This window comes from Bacteroides sp. 90-K9/2, assembly GCF_047310725.1.
GTDB classification, from domain to species: Bacteria; Bacteroidota; Bacteroidia; order Bacteroidales; family Bacteroidaceae; genus Bacteroides; species Bacteroides vicugnae.
On sequence record NZ_JBCGVL010000006.1, the window covers coordinates 1 to 24138 of the forward strand.

Sequence of the window (24138 nt, forward strand, 5' to 3'; positions counted from 1 at the left end):
GGCTAAAAGCTGGGTGGGATGAAAAATATTTATCAAAACTTTTACAGGATAATGATTTTTAATGCGTCTGCCCTGTAGAGTGGAATGATCTGTTCACTCGAGTGCAATGATACAGATAGTAGCAGGAAGAAATAGCAGTGAGTAAGGGAAAACAGTAAGATATAAGGTGAATGATACACAGGAAAGCAGTAAACAATATGAAGTTGATTAATAAACGACATAGGGAAAGGAATAATCGTAAGTCCGGCGAGAGTCCGGGAAAAGCTGCAGCCATCATGTATGAGAAATGAGCAAAACAAATAAGAAGGAGTATGAGAATAAGATGAGAAATGATTTGAAACCTATGAGAAATGCATCTTTTTTAGGGGTAAATGATGGAAATACTATGAGAAATGCCATTTCACAGTTCATTTCTCATAGTATTATATCATTGATTTACAAACTATTATCATATCATTTATGAGAACATGAGAAATGAATATGAAAAAACGTTTGCAGAAGCTGAATTCAGCGGAGACTGCTGAATTCAAATTGTAAATACGACACCTCCTTATGAATCAGGCTGAATTTATCCGGGTAAAATTTGCTCTATTTCTTTCAACTCGTCTGCCGTAAACTCCAAATGTTCCAGCGTTTTCAAATTGTCGGCCAACTGATTCACAGAACTTGCACCTACAATCACCGATGTCATTCTTTCGTCTTTCAGCACCCATGCCAAAGCCATTTCAGCCAGCGTTTGCCCACGGCGGCGGGCTATTTCATTTAATTGACGGGCAGCTTCTACCTTTTCATGCGTCACTTGAGATTGTTGAAGAAAACCCGAAGAACGGGCAGCACGGGAACCTTCCGGAATGCCGTTCAGATATTTATCGGTCAATAATCCTTGTGCCAAAGGAGAGAAAGCTATGAAGCCGGAACCGTATTCCGCTGCTAAAGGAAGTGATTCAGCCTCAACCGCACGATCGAACATACTATACCGATATTGACTGATAAGACAGGGAACACCGGCTTTTGCCATCATCTCATAGGCAACACGGGCTTGTTCGGGAGGATATTTAGAAATTCCGATATACAATGCTTTACCTTGCTTCACAATATCAATCAATGTCTGAATGGTTTCTTCGACCGGAGTGACTCCGTCATAACGATGACTATAAAAGATATCAAAATACTCCAAACCTGTCCGGCAGAGACTTTGGTCAATGCTCGCCATCAGATTTTTACGAGAGCTATTTCCGCCATAAGGGCCTGCCCACATCTCATGACCGGCTTTGGAAGAGATAATCATTTCATCCCGGTAGCCTTGAAAGTTCTCTTTCAAGATTCGCCCGAAATTTACTTCGGCACTTCCGGGAGCGGGGCCGTAATTATTTGCCAAGTCGAAATGAGTAACACCGTGATCGAAAGCATACTTAATCATGTCGGTTGCTACATTGAAATTGTCCACACTACCGAAATTATGCCACAATCCCAAAGAGATTAGGGGTAACTGCAAGCCACTCTTGCCACAATATTTATATGGCATCTGTTCGTAGCGACCGGCTGCCGGCTGATAACTGAAAGAGTTTTCCATAAAGCAGAATGTTTATATTTTCCTTTCACAAAGAAAGGAAAAATATTCCAATTACAGCTTTAACCGGATATTAAAAAGAAGGCGGATCAGAACTGGAAATAAATAAACGGCTGAATCTCCGAACTCTTCATCTGAATAACAAGGTAAATCAACGCTACCATCAATACTGCTTTTCCTACGAAAGGCAGACGGATCACTCCCCGGCAAGCTGCATTTTCCCAACTATCGGGAGCAAAATGAAGCAGGAAGCCGAGCAACATTAATGCGAATACTTTCCAATATCCTTCAAGTAACTGTGGGAACAATTGCGGACGGAAAGTAGTGAATATCTGTCCCAGCATATCCATTGAGTTCTGAAAATCGGCATTACGGAAGAAAATCCAGCAGAAGCAGACGAAATGAAAAGTAATAATCACTCCAAACACACGCCGCCAACCATGACTTTGTTCTCCTTTCTTACGCCCGGTGATAGTCATCCACATTTTATGCAATGCTAAAGCAACACCGTGGAAAGTTCCCCAAAGAACGAAGTTCCAAGATGCACCATGCCACAATCCACCCAGAAACATGGTAATGATAAGATTCAGATATTGCCGGAACTTGCCTTTCCGGTTTCCTCCTAAAGAGATATACAGATAATCCCGCAGCCAACTGGACAAAGAGATGTGCCAACGACGCCAGAATTCGGTAATGGAGGCAGACTTATAAGGAGAATTAAAGTTGAGATTGAAATGAAAGCCCAACAATAAAGCGATACCGATAGCCATGTCACTATATCCGGAAAAGTCGCAGTAAATCTGTAAAGCATAACCATACACTCCCATCAGATTCTCAACACCCGAATAGAGAGTAGGATTATCAAAAATACGTTCTACAAAGTTGATGCTGATATAGTCGGAGATAATGGCTTTCTTGAAAAGACCGGATACGATCAGAAAGATTCCGCGGCCGAACATCTCCTGCGAAACAAAGAGAGGTTTCCGGATTTGCGGGATAAAGTCGCGGGCACGCACGATAGGTCCCGCTACCAACTGGGGAAAGAAAGATACGTAAAAAGCATAATCCAGAAGATTAGTCAAAGGCTTTATATCTCTCCGGTAAACGTCGATGGTGTAGCTTAACGACTGGAAAGTGAAGAAGGAGATACCGACCGGCAGGAATATATCAAGAGCGGTAAACTCTCCTCCCATCAATGACGCTATCACTCCACCGAGGAAATTGGTATATTTGAAATAGACAAGAAGTCCCAGATTGACACTCAGACTCAAAGCGACTAATCCTTTACGTTTCCAATACCCCTCTGCACGGTCCATTAGCTGTGCAAGAAAGAAGTCGGCAACGGTGACTATAGCAAGCAGAAAGAAATATGTGCCGCTACTCTTGTAGTAGAAATAATAGGAAAAGAGGGTGACAAACAAGATACGGGCAGTGTATTTACGTTGTAACAACACATACACCACCATGAAAGCAGCGAACAGCCAAAGGAAGATACCGCTGCTGAATATCATCGGGGCTTGCGGATCGTAGGTAAGTACCTCTTTTAGTCTACTGAAATCTATATCAATGGGAAACATAGTCATTATATGCTTGTATAAGTGCTTGGTATAATAAATTTCCTTGCAGGATGTATCCTTCAGGTAAATAATGTACATGATCGGGACGCATCAGGTTTGCCTCTGTCCAGTTGGTGCAGGCACGACGCTTCCCTCCGACTACATCGTACATATCCCACACGAGCAGGCGATGGTCTTTTGCATAACGGCGGATGGTTTCCGCTGCTGTTGCCGTACGGGGATTGATGGCATACGTGCGTCTACGCCTCCGTTGCCGGAAACTTTCATAGGAACCGGGAGGGGTAGTCAGAAGAATAGGGATATTAGGAAGACTGTCGCGCAACAGTTTCACAAGTTCATCCATCTGATTGTAGTGCACATTTATATTATAACGCCGGTTATGGCTTTCATTGGTTCCGAAAGAGAGAATCAGCAATTCGGGTTTCAAAGCAACAATTTCGGCAATACGATCCGGATGGGTAAATGTTAGGCAAGTAGCTCCGTTGACGCCTTTATCAATATAAGAAATGGCGCCAAAGGTTTCTGTCAAACGGGCACCGGTGGTTTGAGGATAGATATGTCCACGCACGTGGCTATCGCCAATATGAACGATGCGGACTGTATCTTCGGAGAGTCCGGCACGTACCTGGCGGAGATGTTCAAAGACGGGAGCCAACAGAGCAATGCTGTCAATAATCTCATTCCGTCCGGTTTCGCGAAAAGCTGCAGGGAAGGCTATTTGTACGTTGATCGTATCATTCGCCCAATTCATTTCCCGTAAAGGCTTTATCCGCTTTGCAGTCTTTCCCAATGGAGGGCATACAGGCATACGGTCTTGCGCAATTGTTTCTGTAAGAAAACAAGGGCTACTTAACAGACCGGAGAAAATAAGAACAAAGATGAACAGCAGATTACTCCTTCTCATAAGCACGCCTCCTGTCGTATTGTTCCTTACCATAGATCATGGTTTCATAAAGTAATCCTGCCAAATGTTTACCGCCACGGAAGTTTATATGCGTATAATCATAGTTTGCCATAGAAGGTTTGGCGTGGACGAGTTTTGCCATACTGCCGTCTCCACCCATTGCATCAAACATATTCCAGAATGCAATGCCGCTTTCGGCAGCTATGTTCTGCTGATAACGAATCAGATTCTTGACACCGGGCATAGTACGGAGTTCACCGTTTTCGTTTTTATAATCACGGTCACCGACGCTCAACAACAGGATTCCCGCTTGTGGGAAACATTCTTTCAGATGCTCGATAGCAGTAATCAATCCTTTCTGGTAATTATCATAATTGCGCCCCCGTTCGGTAGCTACATTCAAGCCATATTCGAGGATAATCAGATCATAAGGACGTTGGCGGTTAAACTGCTTCAGCATTTGTACCGGAATACCACGCAGGGAAAGACCGGAACTGCCACGCAACGAGAAGTTATCGAGAATGATTCCTTTCTTTCCATCCATTGCCAAGCCATAGAACAGGGTAGAGTCCGCACGATCTACTGTCCAACGGATAGAACCGATGTGTCCGTCCACCTGAATTTGCTGTAATCCATCGGAAGGACCTAAAGAGTAATTCTTGTTTTCTCCTTTGTTCACACGGGCAGAAAGAAGAACAGAATCTTTATTATAAAAGAAGATGGAGGCACGCTGACAAGTATCGAGCAGGGAGGCATATTTATTTTGTCCGCGCAGTTCTACATAAGCTCCGTTTCGGGGGACGAAATAGTGTCCGGAAATTCCTTGTTTCTTCTTGTCGAAATACACGCTGTCTGTTACCGCATGGCTGGACCATCCGCCAAATGTATGCCGCACCGTAGGACGATAACCGCTGGTCATGGAAGTGATGGTGACAAAACCTACACCGCAACCGCCGAATTGTTTCTGAAGCATTTCGCGCAAGTCGGCCGTAAATATATCCGCTTCGATAAAAGAGTCTCCGAATACGGCAATGCGTACCTGTTTGTCAGCGGAGTCAGCGGAAGAGACACGGTCGAGTGCTTCATAGAAAGGAGCCATTCCCCGGAGGGTGGAATCACTGTAATCTTCTATGCAAGTCATGCCCGCACGGCAGGTATCCACAAAAGCCGGTTTTACAACAGGAGGCAAAGGGATGCTGTCCGAATCAGCTGCAGCAGTCTCCGATTCGGGGTAACGAAGATCGCTCAAAAGGTCTACACGCCTCATCGTGTGTCCGTCAATAGTCAATACCGGAAGCCAATGAAGCCCGAGTAAGGCTGCAAATACAATCAGTACAAACCACAACGAATATTTCAAATAATTCTTTATTATCTCCATCATGTTCCTAAAATCCAAAACGACCGCAAAGATAGATAAAAGCCACAAAAAGAAAGGAGAATCTACATTATTTATTAGATTCCCCTTTCCTTTTTATCTATCTACCGGATCGTTCTTAAATGGTCCGTTCAATGTTCCACACAAATGCGCGCAGGCCTAATTGCTCCGTCTGTAAGTCCATCTTATGCAAGGTGTCCAGCAGCGGATCGACTTTGCTATCATCTACTACCGTCAGGATAGCCGAACACATACTTGGCCAGGCATGGCTTCCGAAATGCGGATCACCTGTCTTCGAACCACGCCCCTGTACTTTTTCGAGGTAGGTAAAACCACGACATCCCAAACGGTCGAGTAACGCCATGATTCGTTCGTAATAAGCCTGGTCGAATGTTATCAATACTGATTTCATATTTCTTTTTTTGTTATTTCTTAATAATGCTGTCTTTATTCTCCTGAAAGTAAACATCCAAATCACGTTTACGGCGAAGTTTGCGACGCTGGTTCTTGATACCCGTTCCTGCAAATACGCAATATAAAGTAGGAATCAAAATCAATGTCAACACAGTAGATACTGTCAGACCACCGATGACGGCAATCGCCATCGGACTCCACATTTCAGAACCCTGACCGCCACCGATAGCCATCGGAATCATACCGAGCACGGTAGTGGCAGTAGTCATTAATACCGGACGAAGACGGCTCTTACCAGCTGTTACCACAGAGTTCAACACTGCAAGTCCACGTTCCCGGCAAAGGGTGATGTAGTCGATAAGCACAATACCGTTCTTCACCACAATACCAATCAACATGATACCTCCCAACAAACTCATGACGCTCAATGTGCTGTTCGTAAAGAACAATGCCATCAAAACACCACTAAACGCAAACGGCAGTGAGAACATGATAATGAACGGATAAGTCAGTGACTCGAACTGTGCTGCCATCACGATAAATACGAGAATGACAATCAGGATGGCAAGTGTTCCCAAATCGCGGAACGAATCCTGCTGGTCTTCGTACGAACCGGAAATCTGGATAGTGACTTCTCCCGGAAGATCCATTTTATCTATCACCTTATTTCCGGCAGCCACCACGTCGCCCAGCGGAGCTCCGGAGATTACGGCGGAAACGGTCACGATACGTTCACGGTCTTTACGTTCGATGGTAGGAGGTGCAAAACGTTCGACTACCTTTCCGACATCTTTCACACGAACGGATTGTCCTTGCGCATTATAAATGAGGATATTTTCCAGACTTTCCAGACTTGTACGGAATTCGGGTGCGTAACGCACTTTGATATCATATTCATCTCCGTCTTCACGATATTTAGATGCTACCGCACCATTGACACGATTACGCAGGTAGTTACCGGCAGTCGAAAGATTCAAGCCATGCATCGCCAGTTTCTCACGGTCGAAGTCTACCTGATATTCAGGCTGATAGTCACTACGGCTGATATTTACCTCAGTCACTCCTTTCACTTTCAGCAGTTCACGTTTCAGGCGGGCTGCCACGCTATCGGTCATTGTCATATCGTATCCGTAAACCTCAAAGTCAGCACTTGCCTGAGCGGACATACCTGTGTTACTACCTCCAAGGATTACTTGTGCCTTACTGAATTCAGGGTAGGCTTTCAAATCTTCACGCATCTCATCACAGACTGTTTCCAAAGAAATGTTACGATCGCCCGGGTCTACCAAACTGATGTTGAAAGAGATAATATGCGAACCGTTGTCCTGCATGGATGCCCAAGTGTTGTCGGAGTCAGCCTGACCGACCGTATAGTTACAAACTTTCATAATGTCCTTATACTTCGTCAGCCATTGGTTAGTCAACTTTTCTGAAAGTTCCTGCGCTATCTCTTTTCGTGTACCGATCGGGAGTTCCAACTGTACGGCAATACGGGCATTATCCTGTGCCGGGAAAAACTCTGTACCAATCCCCTTTGCACACAACAAACTGATAACGAAGAAAACGATACATCCCACAATCACAATCGGACGGTGACGTACAGCCCAGTTCAACATTTTCGCGTACCAGGTATCGAGTCCGTCGAGCGCTTTCTCAATCGGAGTAAAGAAGAGCTTGAACATCTTCGACGGCTTCTTCTGCAAACGAAGCAACTGGGAACAGAGCATCGGAGTCAAGGATAGTGCGGCGACCGTAGAAATAAACATGATAGCACACATCATCCAACCCAACTGTTTGAAAAGTACACCGGACATACCGCTTACCATCGTCAACGGGAAGAACACGGCAATCATGGTCAGTGTAGAAGCGATTACAGAGATTGCCACCTCATTCGTTCCGTGCACGGCTGCCTGTTTCGGATCGGAACCACGCTCGATATGGGTCGTTACATTTTCAAGTACCACAATCGCATCATCCACCACCATACCGATAGCGATAGAAAGTGACGAAAGCGAAATGATATTAATTGTATTTCCACTAACCGCCAGATAGATGAACGAGGCAATCAATGAAAGCGGAATGGTGATACAGATAATCAGCGTCGCACGCCAACGTCCCAGAAAGAGGAACACGACAATGACAACGAAGAGCAAGGCATAAGCAACGGTCTCCGTCAAACTGTCGATGGTGTTCAAAATGTTGTCCGAAGTATCGACAATGACACCAATCTTCACATCGCTCGGCAGGTTCTTCTGAAGCCTCGGCAGCGCGTCGGCCACTTTCTTGGAGATTTCTACCGAATTGGCTCCCGACTGTTTCTGAACTACAATCATAGCACCTTGCACCCCATTATTATAGGTTTCCTGTGCACGTTCTTCCACGGTATCAACAATACGGGCTACATCACGCAGAAAGACATTCGCCCCATTGTATGTACCCACCACTACATCTTCCAGCTGGCGGGAATCATCAAACTCACCTTCTACACGCAGCGCATAGGTTTCACTACCAATATCGAAGTTACCACCGGGAATATTCTTGTTCTCGGCTCCGATAATGGAACTGATTGTTTCGATAGTCAGATGATAGGCTTCCAGTTTGTTAGGGTCGCAATATACCTGAATCTCACGCTGCGGCGCACCGCTGATAGACACCGTTCCGACTCCCGGAATACGTGCCAGCGGATTTACCACACGGTCGTCCAATATCTTATAAAGTGCCGACTGGCTTTCATTGGCCTGTACGGAAAGCAACACGATCGGAATCATGTCCGTACTAAACTTAAAGATGATCGGATTCTCGACATCATCGGGAAGCTGCGAACTTACCATGTCGAGTTTATCGCGCACATCATTGGTCAGCACGTCAATATCGTTACCAAACTCGAACTCCAATGTAATCAGTGACATATTCTCGGAAGAACGGGAGGTAATATGTTTCAGGTTGCTCACCGCGTTCAACGTATTTTCGAGTGGGCGAGTCACATTATTTTCTATATCCGAGGCACTTGCGCCGGGATAAGCGGTCATCACCATGATTGTATTCGTGTCAATGTCCGGATACAAGTCAATAGGCAACTTGGACAAAGAGAAAAGACCAAAAATCACGACTGCCAGAAAGCAGAGGGAGGTCATAATCGGTTTCTTAACCGCACCTTCGTATAAACTCATGTTGTTTTATAAATCTGGTTAATTAATAAAAGCATTAGGCGAAAGGAATTTTACACCTTCTATTTGGAAGAGGCTTCCACCTCTACTTCCATACCGTTCACCAAACGTGACTGTCCGGCAACTACAACCTGCGAATTATCAGGCACACCGGATTTCAACTCATACTCCGCACCCATGCGTCTACCCAATTCGACTTTATTATAAGACACCTTGCCGTCTTGATAAACGAATACATAACGGTCGCCTGAACCTGCCTGTTTAACAATTGCCAAATCAGGAACAACTACATTTTCTGCCGTTCCGAAATTTAATGTGGCACGGGCAAACATTCCCGGACGTACGCGCTGGTCTTTATTGTCCAGTCTGATCTCTACCTGGAATGTACGGGTAGTGGCATCTATAGTCGGATAAACCAGATTGATGGTTCCTGTAAAGACTTCATCCCCATATACATCGAGTTTCACGTCGACGGGGGTACCTTTCTTCACTTTCGTAAAGTAGGTTTCGGACACATTGATCAGGAGTTTCACGGGAGTGATCTGCTCTACTACCAAGACCGGTTCTCCACCGCTGTACATATCGCCATTATCATAGTTGCGTGCAGTTACCACACCATTGATGGGGCTTAGCAAAGAGGTATTCTCCTGCAAATTCTTATAAGCGGTTTTCTTCACATCGAGTTGCATCTTCGAAGCATCCCATTCAGATTTGGACGCACCGCCCACTTTATATAGTTCGTCGATACGATTGAATTCTATTTCCTGATTGTCAAGTTGCAGCTTCGCCTGTTTCAGGTTGGCCGCATCCATCTGCACAAGTTTCTGTCCTTTGGATACACGGTCGCCCACTTCCACAAAAATCTGGTCGATACGCACGGGAGACGAAGGTGCAATATTATTCTTTACTTCTGCTTCCACCGTTGCTGTGTAATCCTGTATCTGATCTACGGGACGAGCTTTTACGTCTGCCAGCTTCACAATGGGCTTTGCGTCGGCATGTTCCGCAGCAGCTTTGTCTTTTCCACCTGTACATGAGCCCATAAACACAGTTAACAGCAGGGCTACCAATTGGATACTTCTTTTCATATTCCTTACTTGTAATTTTTTAGTTGTCTATCTTTATTCTTTTCCCAGCACCTGATCGAGGTCTGCCTTAGCAACCAGGTAATCGTATATGGACTGATTGTAGGTGAGTTGCGCCTGTGTCAGTGACACTTGCGAACTGTTCAGTTCGAGCACCGTGCCCTTACCCACATCATAACGTTTTTCGGCAATCACCACCGCTTTCTTTGCCTGCATCACATTTTCCTTGTTGCTGACTACCTGCTCTGTGCTGGCACTCATATTATTGCGACAACTGACAATCTGCATATTCAACTGTCTTTCCGTATCGATACGGTTCCAATCGAGCTGGCGCATCTGTATACGGGCAGATTTTACTTTCGTAAAGTTGCTTGCCTTATATAAAGGTATGCTGATATTGAACATCAGGCTGGAACTGTTGCTCCAGTTATAATCGAAGAAATTGATATTCGGATTATACAATGACTGATATTGATAGGAGAAGCTCATGGAAAGAGTCGGCATAAAGTTCGTCTTTAAAGACTTTACATTCTTTTCAAGCAACTTCATGTTCAAGTCCAACTGCTTCATGGTGGTATTGTTGTTCAGATTTACATTCTCTTCTTTCAACTGATTGACAAACATGGTTGTCTCATAGTTGGTCAGATTATCATTAATCTTTATCTCCACATCGGCAGTGATGCCCATCAGAACTTTTAACTGCAACTTAGCCAAAGTCACCGCATTGGCTGCCGCGATCAGGTTCGGTTTAATGCTGCGCATCTGTACTTCCGCACTGATCTTGTCATATTCGCTCACAGTTCCCTGCTGATATTTGGCATTCACTACATTGTAATTATCTTCTGCCAGTTTATAGCTGCCCTGAAGCACTTCATAGCTATCCTGCGCAAGCATCAACTGATAATAAGCCTTGCTTACCTGATTCACCAGATCCAGTTTGGAAGCACGTGACTTCTCTACTGCCAGTTCAATATCCGTCTTTGTCATCGACATAGCCCGGTAAACACCCGGCACAAAAAGTGGCAGGTTAATGCTCAACCCGGCATTGGCGGTATTCGTTCCGTCTTGCCCCATCTTGAACGACATATCGTTCAATTTCATTTCAGCCGCTTTAATCGTATGGTCTAAGGAACCGGCAATGCTAGCCTCCGGCAACAGACTCTGCCAGGCTTCCTTGCTGGCAACTTTTTTTAAGGCGATCTCTTCTGCTGCCACTTTCATTGTCGGATTCTCATCCAATGCAATTTCCAAGGCTTTGTCTAAGGTTAAGGTTAGTGTATTCTTCTCCATCTGCGTGTCCTGTGCCTTTGCAAAACCAAATGCGCAGAGTGCCACAGCTACCAGAAGAATCTTCCGACCTGTCAATCTTTTCATTTTGTTCATAAACTAAATTTCTAATTTAATCTTACTTGTTTGTCAATAGAACCTCACTTTTGCTCTAGTATTCGATGCGGTTCTTGCGATATTCTTGTATAAAGTCTTCCAGTACCCTTGCTCCTTTTTCGGTGGAGATACCGCGTATATAAGTAAACATGATGGACTCGTACACTTCAATGAAAGGATATTCGTTGCAGATGTCTGTATTCAAAAGCACGTCAAATTGCTCACGTACCAGCAAATTGACGATGGAGAAGTTTACATCCGGACGAAAGATGCCCTGCTCTACTCCTGTTTTGAAGAAGGACATGGTTTTCATCGAATCGCTGTCCTGCCGGTTCTTCATCATCTCATATACTTTGGGATATTTCTTAATGTCTTCAAAAAAGCGTTTGTTCGTCTGATGAAACATCTCAATGCTTTTCTGAAAAACTGCAAGTATCACTTCCAACACATTGTGCGACTGTTCAAAGACTTTCTGCAAATACTTGTCTCTGTCTGCCTGTGCCTTCAGTATGCATTCTTTCAACAACGATTCTTTATCCGAAAAGACTTCGTAGAGCGTACGTTTGGAAATTCCTAATGCTGCCGCAATGTCATCCATCGTAATACTCTTGATGCCTTTTGAAGTAAAAGCTTCTGTTGCTGCCGTTATGATCCGTTCTCTTAACTCTACCCGTTGGGAAGCGTCTTTTCCATGCTCTGTCATCATCCGTTTTTCTATTTTATTAAAATGCAGTTTTCGTTTTCTCTTCATTTCCAAAGGAAAAACGGAACAAAGATATATAGAAAACTCAATTAACAAATCAAGTTTCCATCTATTTATAGTCCATTTGGGATTTATTATCATTCAATAGAGTAAAATGAAAACAAGTGTTAATAGGAAATTTGGAACAAACACAGAGGAAAGGTAAAAGGGAGGAATATAGGAAGTAAAGTTTTATCGCTAATAGAAGAGATGGCCGGCAATAAATGCCGGATAAATATCGATAAGAATCGACACTTACCCGGCAATAACAGTCACCATTATTAACGAAAAGCGAAAAAGGATCAATTTATTGTCAGTATTCAATCTGTGTCCTCTTCAGGAAGGCGACTGTTTTATGTATTTCCTTGTACATCACGATGTCATCTTTTACAAAAGGTACTTCTTTCCGATAGGCATGGAGGAAACGCTCAAGAACGGGAGAGGTTTTCTGCGGGCGGCGGAAGTCGATGCCTTGTGCGGCGTTCATCAGTTCGATGGCAAGGATATGTTCCAGGTTGTCCATCACTTTATAGAGTTTGGTTGCGGCATTGGCACCCATGCTTACATGGTCTTCCTGTCCGTTGGAAGAGACGATGGAATCGCTCGAAGCTGCATAGCAGTACATTTTATTCTGGCTGACCATGGAGGCGGCGGCATACTGCGGAATCATGAAGCCGGAGTTCAAACCGGGGTTGGCTACGAGAAATTCAGGTAGCCCACGGAGACCCATAATCAGTTGGGAGACACGGCGTTCGGAGATATTTCCCAATTCGGCCAGAGCGATGGCAAGGAAATCATAAGAGATGGCAAGCGGTTGCCCGTGAAAGTTTCCGCCGGAGATGATCCGGTCTTCATCGGGGAAGATGGTGGGGTTGTCCGTGACGGAATTGATTTCGGTAAGCAGTACGGAGGCAACGTAGCGGATGGCATCTTTGGTAGCGCCATGTACTTGCGGGATACAACGGAAAGAATAGGGATCTTGCACGTGTTCCTTGTGGCGTTCGATTAGTTCGCTGCCTGACAGTAGTTTGCGGAAGGCTTCGCCTGTCTCAATCTGTCCCTGATGGGGGCGGATTTGCTGGATGCAGTCCATAAACGGGTCGATACGGCCGTCAAAGGCTTCGAGGGAAAGTGCGGCTATCAGGTCGGCTTTTTTCGAGAGGCGAAAGGCTTTGAGCATAGCGAACACACCGTTGGCACTCATAAATTGGGTACCGTTCAGCAGGGCTAGTCCTTCTTTGCTCATTAGTTTGACCGGTTCCCAGCCAAATTCGTCGAGTACGCTGATGGCTTCGCACTTTTTTCCTTTATAGTAGACATCACCGACACCTATCAGAGGAAGGAAAAGATTGGCGAGCGGTGCCAGGTCGCCGGAGGCTCCAAGGGAACCGCGGTCGTAGACGATAGGCATGACGTCATTATTGAAGAAATCGAGGATGCGCTGCACGGTGATAACTTGTACGCCGCTATGTCCTAATGAAAGGGCATGGGCTTTGAGAAGCATCATCAGTTTGATGATGACGGGGCGAATTTCTTCGCCTACGCTGCAAGCATGGCTTTTTATCAGGTTTTCTTGAAGGGTCCCCAGTTCATCGGGAGATATATTTTTAGTGCATAGAGAGCCGAAACCTGTTGTTATGCCGTATAACGGTTCTTCGGAAGAAGCTATTTTTTGGTCGAGGTAGTCGCGACATTTCTGGATGCGCAACTTGGCTTCGGGAGCTAGTTCGAGTTTCAGGTTTTCGTTTATAATCCGTTCGATGATTTCGAAGGTCAGTGCTCCGGAACCGATATGGTATACATTCTTACTCATACGCGCAGGTCTTGATTTACGGCATCCAACAATTCTTTTTCTTTCTGGCAAGCGGTTTGCTCGATGGCATCGGCTTCGGTTTGCAGTTGGAGGACAAAATCTCTGTCTTTGAGCGAACCGAGGTTGATACGGACATTCAGCAAGGCTCCCAATACGGCGGTACGGGCGGACATCATTGCTACACAGGCATCTGTGACGGCATTCCGGTTGCCGAGGCGGGCAACATCGGCTATAATGGACATCATATCCAGTGCTTTGCGGGCTACTTCCAACGGAACGAGGGCGGCTTGTTTGGTTGCCTTCTGGATAGCGGTACTTCGGGCGGCTTTCTCTTCGTCGGTTGTTTTTGGTAGTTTAAAACAGGCAAATACTTCGTTGTAGGCAGCCGAATCTTTGTCAATAAGTGCCATAAATTCGTCCAGCAAACGGAGGGTGATGGTTTGTGCGTGCTGCATTACTTCTTCACTGACTTCGTATCCTTTTTTTCCTACGGTCAGCCGTGCCACCATCGTGGAAAGGGAGGAAGCCAGCGCTCCATTCAAAGCGGCAATACTACCACCGCCGGGCACAGGGTCACTGCAAGCTACTTTATCTAAGAAATCTTTTACGGTTAAATCTGCTAACATGGTATTCTATTTTTTTTAAGTGATTAATGAATGAGAGTTTTTCAACTATTAAGTGACGGGATAAAGTATGCCGCCTTTAATAGTCATAATTACGCAATTCATGCCTATATAGTAAGGTAGAATATGATAGTTGTCGGAATTGAGGATGATGAAATCGCCTTGTTTGCCTACTTCAATGCTTCCAATCCGGTCGGCTCGTTGAAGAGCGGCGGCTCCGTTCAGGGTGAGAGCGGTGATGGTTTCTTCGATGCTCATTTGCATATAGATACAGGCCAGAGCAATGGTCAGCGGGATGGAACCGGAGAAACAACTGCCGGGATTCAGGTCGGTGGCAAGTGCCACAGCACAACCGGCGTCAATCATTTCACGACCTCGCGCATAGGGTTCTTTCAAGGCGAAAGCTGTCAGAGGTAACAGCGTAGCTACTACTCCGGCATCGGCCATTGCACGGATGCCGGCATCGGAAGCGTGCAGGAGATGGTCGGCAGACAGTGCTCCGAGTTCGGCGGCCAGTTCGGCACCGCCGAGAGAGACGATTTCGTCGGCATGAAGTTTCAACAGGAAACCGTGCTCTTTGGCTGCCTGAAGCAGGCGACGGGATTGTTCGACAGAGAAAACGCCTTGTTCGCAAAAGACATCACAACATTCTGCCCACTTACCGGAATGGATAAGGGGAAGCATTTCACGAATCAGGAAATCGATGTATTCGTCGCTTCTCCCTGCATATTCTTCGGGAAGGGCGTGGGCGCCGAGGAAAGTGGAGACTATATCGACGCGTTTATGCTCGGCGTTATCCAGGCTGCGCATTACTTTTAGTTGTAGTAATTCTGTGTCCCGATCCAGACCGTAGCCACTTTTACCTTCTACGGTGGTTACTCCCATAGTGCTCATCTTCTTCAGGAAGCTTTCGGCGGCTGAACGAAGTTGCAGGTAGTTCATTTGCCGGGTGGCTTTTACGGTACTTGCAATTCCCCCTCCCCGCTCCATGATTGACATATAGCTTTCGCCTTTCAGACGCCAGGAAAATTCTTCGGAACGTTCTCCGCCAAATACAAAATGGGTATGGGAATCGACGAAACCGGGCAAAAGGCAATGTCCGCGAGCGTTATAATGCCAGTAGTGCTGGTAGTAACCATCCCGGTCTTCGCCACGGTTTTCACCAACGTAGGTAATGATTCCTTTGGTCACTTCCACGGTTCCGTTTTCTATGATTTGCAGTTGGGACATTTCCTCTCCTTTACGGGCGGAAAAGCCGATGGGGGTTACGATACGGGCGTTAAATATGATTAGGTTTTCACTCATAAATAGTTCATCATAATTAGTTCATATAATAAATGGAGATATGAATGGGACGTTCTTTTAGAATGATGTTTGCCATAAAGCAATTGTGATTCATTCTATTTTCTTATTGTCTATTCCATGATACGAGCTTCGAGAACTTGCTGCATGGAAAAGTTTTCGAGTCCGAGATAGTAGGAAGCGGTATCAATCAGAGCTTCCATCGGTACAAGGCCGATTATTTCGCTACCTACAATCGTAACACCGTAACGACGGGCCTCGATACGTACCAGTTCGAAGGCACGGTAAAGTGCGGTACGGGTATAGTCGGTCATGTTAATGGACACTTGGGTGATGTTTCGCTCTTTCAGCTCCACTCCCATTGCTTTTACATAACGGAGGCCTCCATTGATATGGCGGATATTTTTCGCTATCTTAGTGGCTATCTCCAGATTATCTGTACTTAGATTGACATTGTAGGCTACGAGTGGCATACGGGCTCCGATTGCTACGGTACCTGCGGTCGGATGTCGTTCAGCAGGTCCGAAGTCAGGTTGCCATTCGGGCAGTTTGATCTTTTCGGCCATTCCTTCAAATTCGCCTTTACGAACGGAAGCGAGATTTTCCCGGTGTGGTGCAGTAGCGGACTTTTCATACAGAAAGACGGGAAGATTAGATAGCTCCGCAACTTTCGCAGCCACTTTTTTAGAAAGCTCGATGGCTTCTTCCATACTGGTGTTCTTAATCGGGATGAAAGGAATTACATCTACCGCTCCCATACGAGGATGTTGCCCGGTGTGCTGATTCAGGTCGATCAAACGGACAGCTACACCAACGGCTTCAACTACTGCTTCACACAGTGCTTCCGGCTCTCCCACAAGTGTGACAACCAGACGGTTATGGTCTTCATCATTACTATAATCAAGCAGTTTTACTCCAGCTTTACCACGGAAAGGGGCTACTATCTGATCTATTTTCTCTAAATCACGTCCCTCACTAAAATTGGGGACGCACTCAATAATCTTATTCCAACTCATATCAAATATCTATTATTATAGAGGTTATACTTTACTGAATAACTATATGTTTTACATCAAATAACTACTTGGTTTATCCAAAATAACTGCATGTTTAAACTGTTCCATATATTATGGGAATTTATTCCCTCATTTTATGGGAATGTTTTCTCTTATATTGTGAGACTACTTTCCCACAATATATGGAACTATCTTCTTTATTAATTCTTCGTCCGCCACATAAGGCATTGTTATCTGATAATCTCCTACATGGGACTCATTAAATGCTTCACTCGTTTCCATCGCATGCGGATTACGCGCCCATGAACGGCGGGCTACTCCTCCCATCACGTCCCAAAGCATTGCCGAACGAAGTATTTCATCTACCCGTTCGCTACCGTCGCATACCATACCAAAACCGCCATTGATTGCTTTGCCAATGCCGACGCCGCCTCCATTGTGTAAGGCTACCAGACTCATTCCACGGGCACAATTTCCGGCAAAGCATTGCACAGCCATATCTGCCATCACATTACTTCCGTCTTTGATATTCGACGTCTCCCGGAAAGGAGAATCCGTACCGCTTACATCGTGGTGGTCTCGTCCCAGCATAATAGGTCCTACTTCACCCCGGCGAACCATCTCATTGAAACGGAGGGCTATCTTCATTCTTCCAACTGCATCCTGATAAAGAATACGTGCCTGTGTACCCACCACGAGTTGATTCTTTTCTGCATCCCGTATCCAATTGTAGTTGTCCAGATCCTGACCACGCCGATGGACGTCGATACATTCCATAGCCGCGCGGTCTGTTTTTATCAGATCTTCGTGTTTACCACTCAAACAGACCCACCTGAACGGACCGTAGCCGTAATCAAAAAGTTGGGGCCCCATAATATCTTCGACATAGCTCGGCCAGATAAATCCGTCTTTTTCATCAACGCCATTACGAGAGATTTCTTTTACTCCGGCATCGTATATGGCTTTCATGAAGGAGTTTCCATAATCAAAGAAATAAGTTCCGCGGGCTACCAGTTTCTTGATAACTTCGAAATGACGGCGTAGAGATACGTCTACCAAGTGACGGAATTGCTCCGGCGATTCATGAAGAAGTCGTGTGCGTTCCTCGAAAGTCAGTCCGGCAGGGCAGTATCCACCTTCGTAAACGGCGTGACAGGAGGTTTGATCGGATAATAGTTCGATCAGAATCTTTTCTCGCTCGGCATATTCGAGTAGGTCTACTATATTTCCATGATAGGCAATGGAACAAGGTTCACGGCGTCGCATTGCTTCAGCTGCCATCCGGTATGCTTCTGTTATATCTGCAGTCACATGCCCCACCCATCCTTGGCGATAGCGTGTTTCAATGCGTGAACGATCTACTTCGGCTATGATGGAGACTGCTCCTGCTATTTCGGCTGCCTTAGGTTGTGCACCACTCATTCCTCCCAAACCGGAAGAAATAAATAAGTGTCCCCGCAAATCTTGGTCTTGTGGAATACCGAGTTTCAATCGTCCGGCATTCAGGAGGGTGTTGAAAGTGCCATGAACAATCCCTTGAGGGCCGATATACATCCAGCCTCCGGCTGTCATCTGTCCGTAATTGGCAACTCCCATCTGGGCGGCAATATGCCAATCATGTTGATTGTCGAATTGCCCGATCATCATCGAATTGGTAATTATAACGCGGGGAGCATCGGGACGGGAGCGGAAAAGCCCTAATGGATGTCCGGATTCAATAACCAGTGTCTGTTCCTGGGTAAGTTCTTCCAGATATCGCTTGATCAGTCGGTATTGCATCCAATTTTGGCAGACTTGCCCGGTTTCACCGTAAGTAACAAGCTCATAGGGATATAAGGCGATATCGAAGCAAAGGTTATTATCAATCATTACCTGAAAGGCTTTGCCCTCAATACATTGTCCTTGATATTCATCAATCGGCTTTGCTTTCAAGTCTCCGGCAGGACGGAAACGGTATCCGTAAATCCGCCCGCGAGTGCGTAGTTCTTCCATAAATTCAGGAGCCAGTTGCTCGTGCCACTCGGAGGGAATATAACGCAAAGCGTTTTTTAATGCTGTGATTGTCTGCGCCGGGGTAAGTGTATAACCACGGTCGGGAGCTCTCCGGATACCTTCTACAAAATCCGGATAAGGAGGTAGTGTGTTGCCAAGAGTTATTCTCATAATAAACAGAATTAAGGATTACAAACTGTAAGCAATACAGTCTTATAACTCTTCGCAATATAGAAAAAAAGAAGATAAAAGACAAGAAAAAAGACGGTTTTATTATCAGAAAGGCATTATTAGGTTTACAATTTAATAGAATGATAAGATATAAGCCATCTCAAGAGCCGCTTATGCTTTTATACAGATACAAATGCAGGCCTTTTATCCAAACGGATTAATAGGTCTTTTATTAAAATGGATAGCGGATTTTTCCATTAAATCAGAGCTATGAGTTCTATGCTATTGACATAATCCGCACCCCTAATCATATCACTATGACCATGGTTGTATATGAATACACTCCTTCCCTGCTATGCCAACAGAGATCGACAAGGTTACTTTTTTTGCTTATTCCGCAACTCCAACAAATATTTAAAGGTATGCTTCGCCTCCTGGCTATCATCATTCAAATATGCCTGTTTCAGTTCCGGATCATTCTTCAATAATTGAAGCATTTTATCCTTCCCCAGAAAATCGACTTTTCCTGTTTCACCATTTAGCTCATAACAGACACGTTTCGTAACCAAGCTTGAAGCGGCAAGAGCATCACCGATATTCCCTCCCAGTTTTACGTCATCTTCTTCCACAAAGTTTCCTCCGATAACCGAGCCTAAAGGCATGGCACAAAAATAGATATTTTTCCCCAACTGAACGGCAGGGGCATACCATGCTCCGAAGCGTAACTTTTTATAGCGCAACTTACGACAATTCAAATATAAATCTCCTTTTTCGTCACGCACGGCAAAACAACGCTTCTTCAAACGTCGGCACATCGACTCGTCATCACCGGCTGTTATCCGGTAATCAGCCCCTCCTGTCAATACAATCTGATTTCTGGAGCGTTTTTCTATACGCAACACGGCTGTCGTATCGCCATGTTGAGCCAACAACTCTTTCAGGTTGGAATAAATAACATTCTGCGCAATTAACGGAAGGCTAATCACGCTTATCAGCAAACATAAGATACATCCTTTCTTCATAAGCATCCTCCTTTCCTGTCTAACGCCTTTTCGAGTGGAAAGTTATAAATTTTAGCGGATAAATGCAAGAATGAGAAAAGAAATATTGAAAAAAAACTACTATCAGGAAATACCCCCTACTTTCGTTAAACGGAAACAGAACTTATATACCCATTCCTTACAGCTAGCAAAGGCGTTATCCAGGCAAGTCGCAATATGAGCTTGTTATTCCTTTCTATCTTCCGTTAATAAACAGTAAATCTGCTCTCGACAAAAACAAGCTCTTATCCCGACCGTTATGAATTATATTACCTTTGTGGAAAAGAATTAAATTTGTCATGGAAAAACAAGAGCAGATCATTACTACATATCAGCAAATCATTCAGAAAACAGAACTGGAGTTACAGAATGCCCGGAAACGTATCTATTATATCAGTCTCCTCCGTCTGATCTTATTCGTAGGAGCTGTAGCAAATGCTATTATCTTTTGGCCTGATGGGTGGTTATGTCTTTTTGCTTTTGCTATCCTGCCTTTTATCTTATTCATCTGGCTGGTAAAACGCCATAATTTCTGGTTCTACCGGAAAGATTTTCTGAAAAAGAAAATAGAAATCAATGAGCAGGAGCTACGTGCCATGCAATATGACTTTTCTGATTTTGATGACGGAAAAGAATTTGTTAATCCATCTCATCTCTACACTCTTGATTTAGACGTATTTGGTGAACATTCTCTTTTCCAATACATCAACCGCACTGCAACGCCTATTGGCAAACAGCATCTTGCAAACTGGTTCAATGCACATCTGGAAAACAAAGAAGCTATTGAACATCGCCAGGAAGCTATACATGAATTGTCCACAGACTTAGAATATCGTCAACAAATCCGCTTACTCGGCTTACTCTATAAAGGAAAACCTGCCGATACCACCGAAATCAAGGAATGGGCAAACAGTCCAAGTTATTATCGGAAGCGAACGCTTCTACGTATCCTCCCGACAGCGGTAACGATCATTAATTTCTTATGTATAGGTTTAGCCATTTTAGGTATTATCTCGGCTAATATAGCTGGAGGAGTATTTGTTAGCTTTGTATTATTCAGCACTATTTTCTCTAAAGGAATCACTAAATTGCAAACGACCTACGGGGAAAAACTACAAATTCTTTCGACATACGCCGACCAGATTCTCCTCACTGAACAGAAAGAAATGCAAAGCCATATACTGCAAAAGTTAAAAGCGGAGCTTACAAGCCAGAATCAAACCGCTTCTCAAGCAGTACGCCAGCTTTCAAAACTGATGAACGCGCTCGATCAACGAAGTAATCTGCTAATAAGCACGATACTCAACGGACTGATATTCTGGGAGCTGCGCCAAGTAATGCGAATCGAGAAGTGGAAAGAAATCCATGCATCCGATCTCCCCCGCTGGATAGAAACCATCGGAGAGATTGATGCTCATTGTTCTCTGGCAACATTCGCATATAATCATCCGGATTATATCTATCCTACCATTGCTGCTCAATCTTTCCATCTGCAGGCTGAAGCTTTGGGGCATCCTTTAATGGATCGCAACAAATGTGTACGCAACGGAATAGACATTGAAAAACGTCCTTTCTTTATTATTATCACAGGAGCCAATATGGCAGGAAAAAGCACGTATTTACGTACTGTAGGAGTGAACTATCTACTAGCATGTATAGGGGCTCCCGTTTGGGCAAAGCAGATGAAAATATATCCGGCTCGCCTCGTTACCAGTCTTCGGACCAGTGACTCCTTAGCCGACAACGAATCTTATTTCTTTGCCGAACTCAAGCGACTTAAATTAATCATAGACAAGCTTGAAGCAGGAGAAGAACTTTTCATCATCCTTGATGAAATATTGAAAGGCACAAACTCCATGGATAAACAGAAAGGTTCTTTCGCCCTCATCAAACAATTCATGCACATGAACACCAATGGCATCATCGCCACCCATGACTTGTTGCTAGGGACTTTAGTGGACTCCTTCCCACAAAATATCCGGAATTACTGTTTCGAAGCTGACATTACGAACAACGAACTTACCTTCTCTTACCAAATGAGAAATGGAGTTGCACAAAATATGAATGCCTGCTTCTTAATGAAGAAAATGGGAATCGCCGTCATTAACGACTAATCCCCATTCCTTGTATGAAAATCAAAGTTTTCTATTGCGGTAACATCCAAAACCTGCTTTATTTAGCAGCAGCAAACTGAATATAAAATTTCAAGCTACCTGTTTTAATCTGCCGGAAAACAAAGTTAAACAGTTTCTGGAGATATACTTTTACTGCATTTTACTTTTTGCCAGAAATGCTATGACCGCTGAAGCTTGTTCATTAGTGAAATACTGCACTGATGTTATTGGCTGATATGTATAAGGTATAAACTGGAATAACTGTACAGCTGCAAATTTTTTATCTGCAGAGAGTATCACATCCATACGTATATTACCACTAGCCTCACTCTTTATATTCGAACCTGCAGAGAATGCCCCCGAATTCACAAGATCCCTCAAAGCATCCATGTGTTTCAAATCAAAAAATATACTATGCTCTTTAGCCACACTTTTGGTTGGCAAATAAATAACTTCTTTTGATTTCCAGAAGAGACGGAAAATCCCCATAAGGAATAAACCTGTTCCCAGAACCATCAAAGCCATACTAACCGTAGAAGACTTATCATCCAATTCGAAAGTGGAAGCAAAAGCTAAAATACCGACCAATAACATTACAGAAGAAATTAAAACTCCTGAAATACTTGTACGTTTTGCGATATCGGGGTGTGAAGATGTGAAGATAGTAGCATCAATCATTTGAGTAGTTGCCATAATATTTAAAGTTTAAATTATTAGTGAAAATATAAAGATAAAAAGATATAGTCACCGGTATTACAGAAGATACCAGTAACCACAAAATGAACAAAACTAATAAGTTACTACTAAATAATTATGCGCCTCAAAGTATATACATAGTATTCACTTGATGGCTGGCAATAATAGGAAGTTGTTGTACCATAAATCCGCCCCAAGTGTTGTGAAAGTGAGTTCTCACGATCAGCACAACATTGTAGCGCATTCTTCAAAGAAAAGAAATATTCTCCAAGTTGCACACGTTGAATACGTGTTACAGATATTTGATGGCTTTGCGAGTTGTTCAATTCAGCCACAGGCTTACCTGGAAGATCCGGTGCGCTGATTTCCCCATGTTGTCTCATTGCATATGTAATAGCACGCTCCTGTTCATCCACCACTTTCGCGGTAGAAATATTGCCTGCTATGCTATGAAAAGCAACTGTCAGCAACAGAAACAATATTACCTTTACAAATTTTGCCATATTCACTTGCAAATATAACAGATTCTCTCTATGAAAAGTTCTATTAAGATATATTTTAATGTATCTTAGTATTAGTAAACGGCAGACAAACAAAAAAGGCTACCTATGAGGGTAGCCCTTTTTATATCTATAAGAATAACTGTAAAATTATTCAGCTGATTCAGCTTTTGGTTCTTCAGCCTTAGGAGCTTCAGTTGCAGGAGCTTCAACAGCAGCAGGAGCAGCTTCAGCAGATTTCTTCGAACGACGAGTACGAGTAGCTTTCTTAGCCACTTTTTCCTTAGCCATGTTTTCATTGTAGTCAACCAACTCGATGAAGCACATTTCTGCATTGTCACCCAAACGGTTACCAGTCTTGATAATACGAGTATAACCACCCGGACGATCAGCAATCTTAACAGAGATTTCTTTGAACAACTCTGTTACTGCAATCTTATCTTGCAAATTGCTAAATACAACACGACGAGAGTTCGTAGTATCTTCTTTAGACTTAGTAATCAAAGGCTCAACAAACTTTTTCAAAGCTTTCGCCTTTGCAACAGTCGTAGTGATTCTTTTGTGCTTGATCAAAGAGCAAGCCATGTTAGATAACATAGCGCTTCTATGAGAAGCAGTACGACCTAAATGATTGAATTTTTTATTATGTCTCAT

The 24138-nt window shown here is 44.1% G+C and carries 19 protein-coding genes; 1 reads left to right on the forward strand and 18 read right to left on the reverse strand.

The genetic code is table 11. From position 1 onward, the window contains the following. Positions 1-568: 568 nt before the first annotated feature. From AAHJ11_RS14450 to AAHJ11_RS14520, 15 genes are all read right to left on the reverse strand, one after another. Positions 569-1573 carry an aldo/keto reductase gene (locus AAHJ11_RS14450; RefSeq protein WP_148365507.1) on the reverse strand — a complete coding sequence of 335 codons (1005 nt, stop codon included), beginning with the start codon at positions 1571-1573 and terminating at the stop codon, positions 569-571. Positions 1574-1659: 86 nt separating this feature from the next. Next, the gene (locus tag AAHJ11_RS14455) at positions 1660-3147 is read right to left on the reverse strand and encodes an MBOAT family O-acyltransferase (RefSeq protein WP_148365829.1); all 1488 of its coding nucleotides are present in this window, start codon (positions 3145-3147) and stop codon (positions 1660-1662) included. Then, entirely contained in the window at positions 3134-4084 is a 951-nt protein-coding gene (locus AAHJ11_RS14460; protein ID WP_371826263.1) for an SGNH/GDSL hydrolase family protein, read from the reverse strand. The genes AAHJ11_RS14455 and AAHJ11_RS14460 overlap by 14 nt, the downstream gene beginning before the upstream one ends. Further along, the gene (locus AAHJ11_RS14465; protein WP_413579804.1) at positions 4038-5429 is read right to left on the reverse strand and encodes an SGNH/GDSL hydrolase family protein; all 1392 of its coding nucleotides are present in this window, start codon (positions 5427-5429) and stop codon (positions 4038-4040) included. The genes AAHJ11_RS14460 and AAHJ11_RS14465 overlap by 47 nt, the downstream gene beginning before the upstream one ends. Positions 5430-5544: 115 nt before the next feature. After that, positions 5545-5838 (reverse strand): PG0541 family transporter-associated protein, encoded by a 294-nt coding sequence (locus AAHJ11_RS14470; protein WP_005675458.1) that lies wholly within the window; start codon positions 5836-5838, stop codon positions 5545-5547. 13 nt (positions 5839-5851) lie between these two features. Then, a complete protein-coding gene (locus AAHJ11_RS14475; RefSeq protein ID WP_148365508.1) occupies positions 5852-9010 on the reverse strand; it encodes an efflux RND transporter permease subunit in 3159 nt (1052 codons plus the stop codon). A gap of 59 nt (positions 9011-9069) precedes the next feature. Then, positions 9070-10095: an efflux RND transporter periplasmic adaptor subunit gene (locus AAHJ11_RS14480; RefSeq protein WP_148365509.1), complete on the reverse strand. Its 1026-nt coding sequence runs from the start codon at positions 10093-10095 to the stop codon at positions 9070-9072. Between the two features lie 33 nt (positions 10096-10128). After that, a complete protein-coding gene (locus AAHJ11_RS14485) occupies positions 10129-11475 on the reverse strand; it encodes a TolC family protein (RefSeq protein WP_148365510.1) in 1347 nt (448 codons plus the stop codon). A 55-nt stretch (positions 11476-11530) separates the two neighbouring features. Beyond that, on the reverse strand, positions 11531-12181 hold the full coding sequence (locus AAHJ11_RS14490; RefSeq protein WP_148365511.1) for a TetR/AcrR family transcriptional regulator: 651 nt from the start codon (positions 12179-12181) through the stop codon (positions 11531-11533). A 349-nt stretch (positions 12182-12530) separates the two neighbouring features. Then, positions 12531-14030, reverse strand: coding sequence for a histidine ammonia-lyase (gene hutH / locus AAHJ11_RS14495; RefSeq protein WP_148365512.1), 1500 nt, complete (start codon positions 14028-14030; stop codon positions 12531-12533). Further along, the gene (locus AAHJ11_RS14500) at positions 14027-14656 is read right to left on the reverse strand and encodes a cyclodeaminase/cyclohydrolase family protein (RefSeq protein WP_122138265.1); all 630 of its coding nucleotides are present in this window, start codon (positions 14654-14656) and stop codon (positions 14027-14029) included. Before AAHJ11_RS14500 ends, hutH begins: the two co-directional genes overlap by 4 nt. Positions 14657-14704: 48 nt before the next feature. Next, positions 14705-15958, reverse strand: coding sequence for an imidazolonepropionase (gene hutI, locus AAHJ11_RS14505; protein ID WP_195649634.1), 1254 nt, complete (start codon positions 15956-15958; stop codon positions 14705-14707). A 110-nt stretch (positions 15959-16068) separates the two neighbouring features. Continuing rightward, positions 16069-16971 carry a glutamate formimidoyltransferase gene (gene ftcD / locus AAHJ11_RS14510; RefSeq protein ID WP_148365514.1) on the reverse strand — a complete coding sequence of 301 codons (903 nt, stop codon included), beginning with the start codon at positions 16969-16971 and terminating at the stop codon, positions 16069-16071. A 165-nt stretch (positions 16972-17136) separates the two neighbouring features. After that, on the reverse strand, positions 17137-19134 hold the full coding sequence (locus tag AAHJ11_RS14515; protein ID WP_320979300.1) for a urocanate hydratase: 1998 nt from the start codon (positions 19132-19134) through the stop codon (positions 17137-17139). A gap of 377 nt (positions 19135-19511) precedes the next feature. After that, entirely contained in the window at positions 19512-20156 is a 645-nt protein-coding gene (locus AAHJ11_RS14520) for a DUF6563 family protein (RefSeq protein WP_195649636.1), read from the reverse strand. A gap of 317 nt (positions 20157-20473) precedes the next feature. Between AAHJ11_RS14520 and AAHJ11_RS14525 the strand changes: the two genes are divergently transcribed. After that, a complete protein-coding gene (locus AAHJ11_RS14525) occupies positions 20474-22288 on the forward strand; it encodes a MutS-related protein (RefSeq protein WP_413579714.1) in 1815 nt (604 codons plus the stop codon). A gap of 150 nt (positions 22289-22438) precedes the next feature. Here AAHJ11_RS14525 and AAHJ11_RS14530 read toward each other — a convergent pair whose 3' ends face one another. The 3 genes from AAHJ11_RS14530 to rplQ form a co-directional block, all read right to left on the reverse strand. After that, on the reverse strand, positions 22439-22981 hold the full coding sequence (locus tag AAHJ11_RS14530) for a hypothetical protein (RefSeq protein ID WP_099145752.1): 543 nt from the start codon (positions 22979-22981) through the stop codon (positions 22439-22441). A gap of 110 nt (positions 22982-23091) precedes the next feature. Further along, positions 23092-23487 (reverse strand): hypothetical protein, encoded by a 396-nt coding sequence (locus AAHJ11_RS14535; protein ID WP_099145770.1) that lies wholly within the window; start codon positions 23485-23487, stop codon positions 23092-23094. Positions 23488-23634: 147 nt separating this feature from the next. Further along, entirely contained in the window at positions 23635-24138 is a 504-nt protein-coding gene (gene rplQ, locus AAHJ11_RS14540; protein ID WP_099145751.1) for a 50S ribosomal protein L17, read from the reverse strand.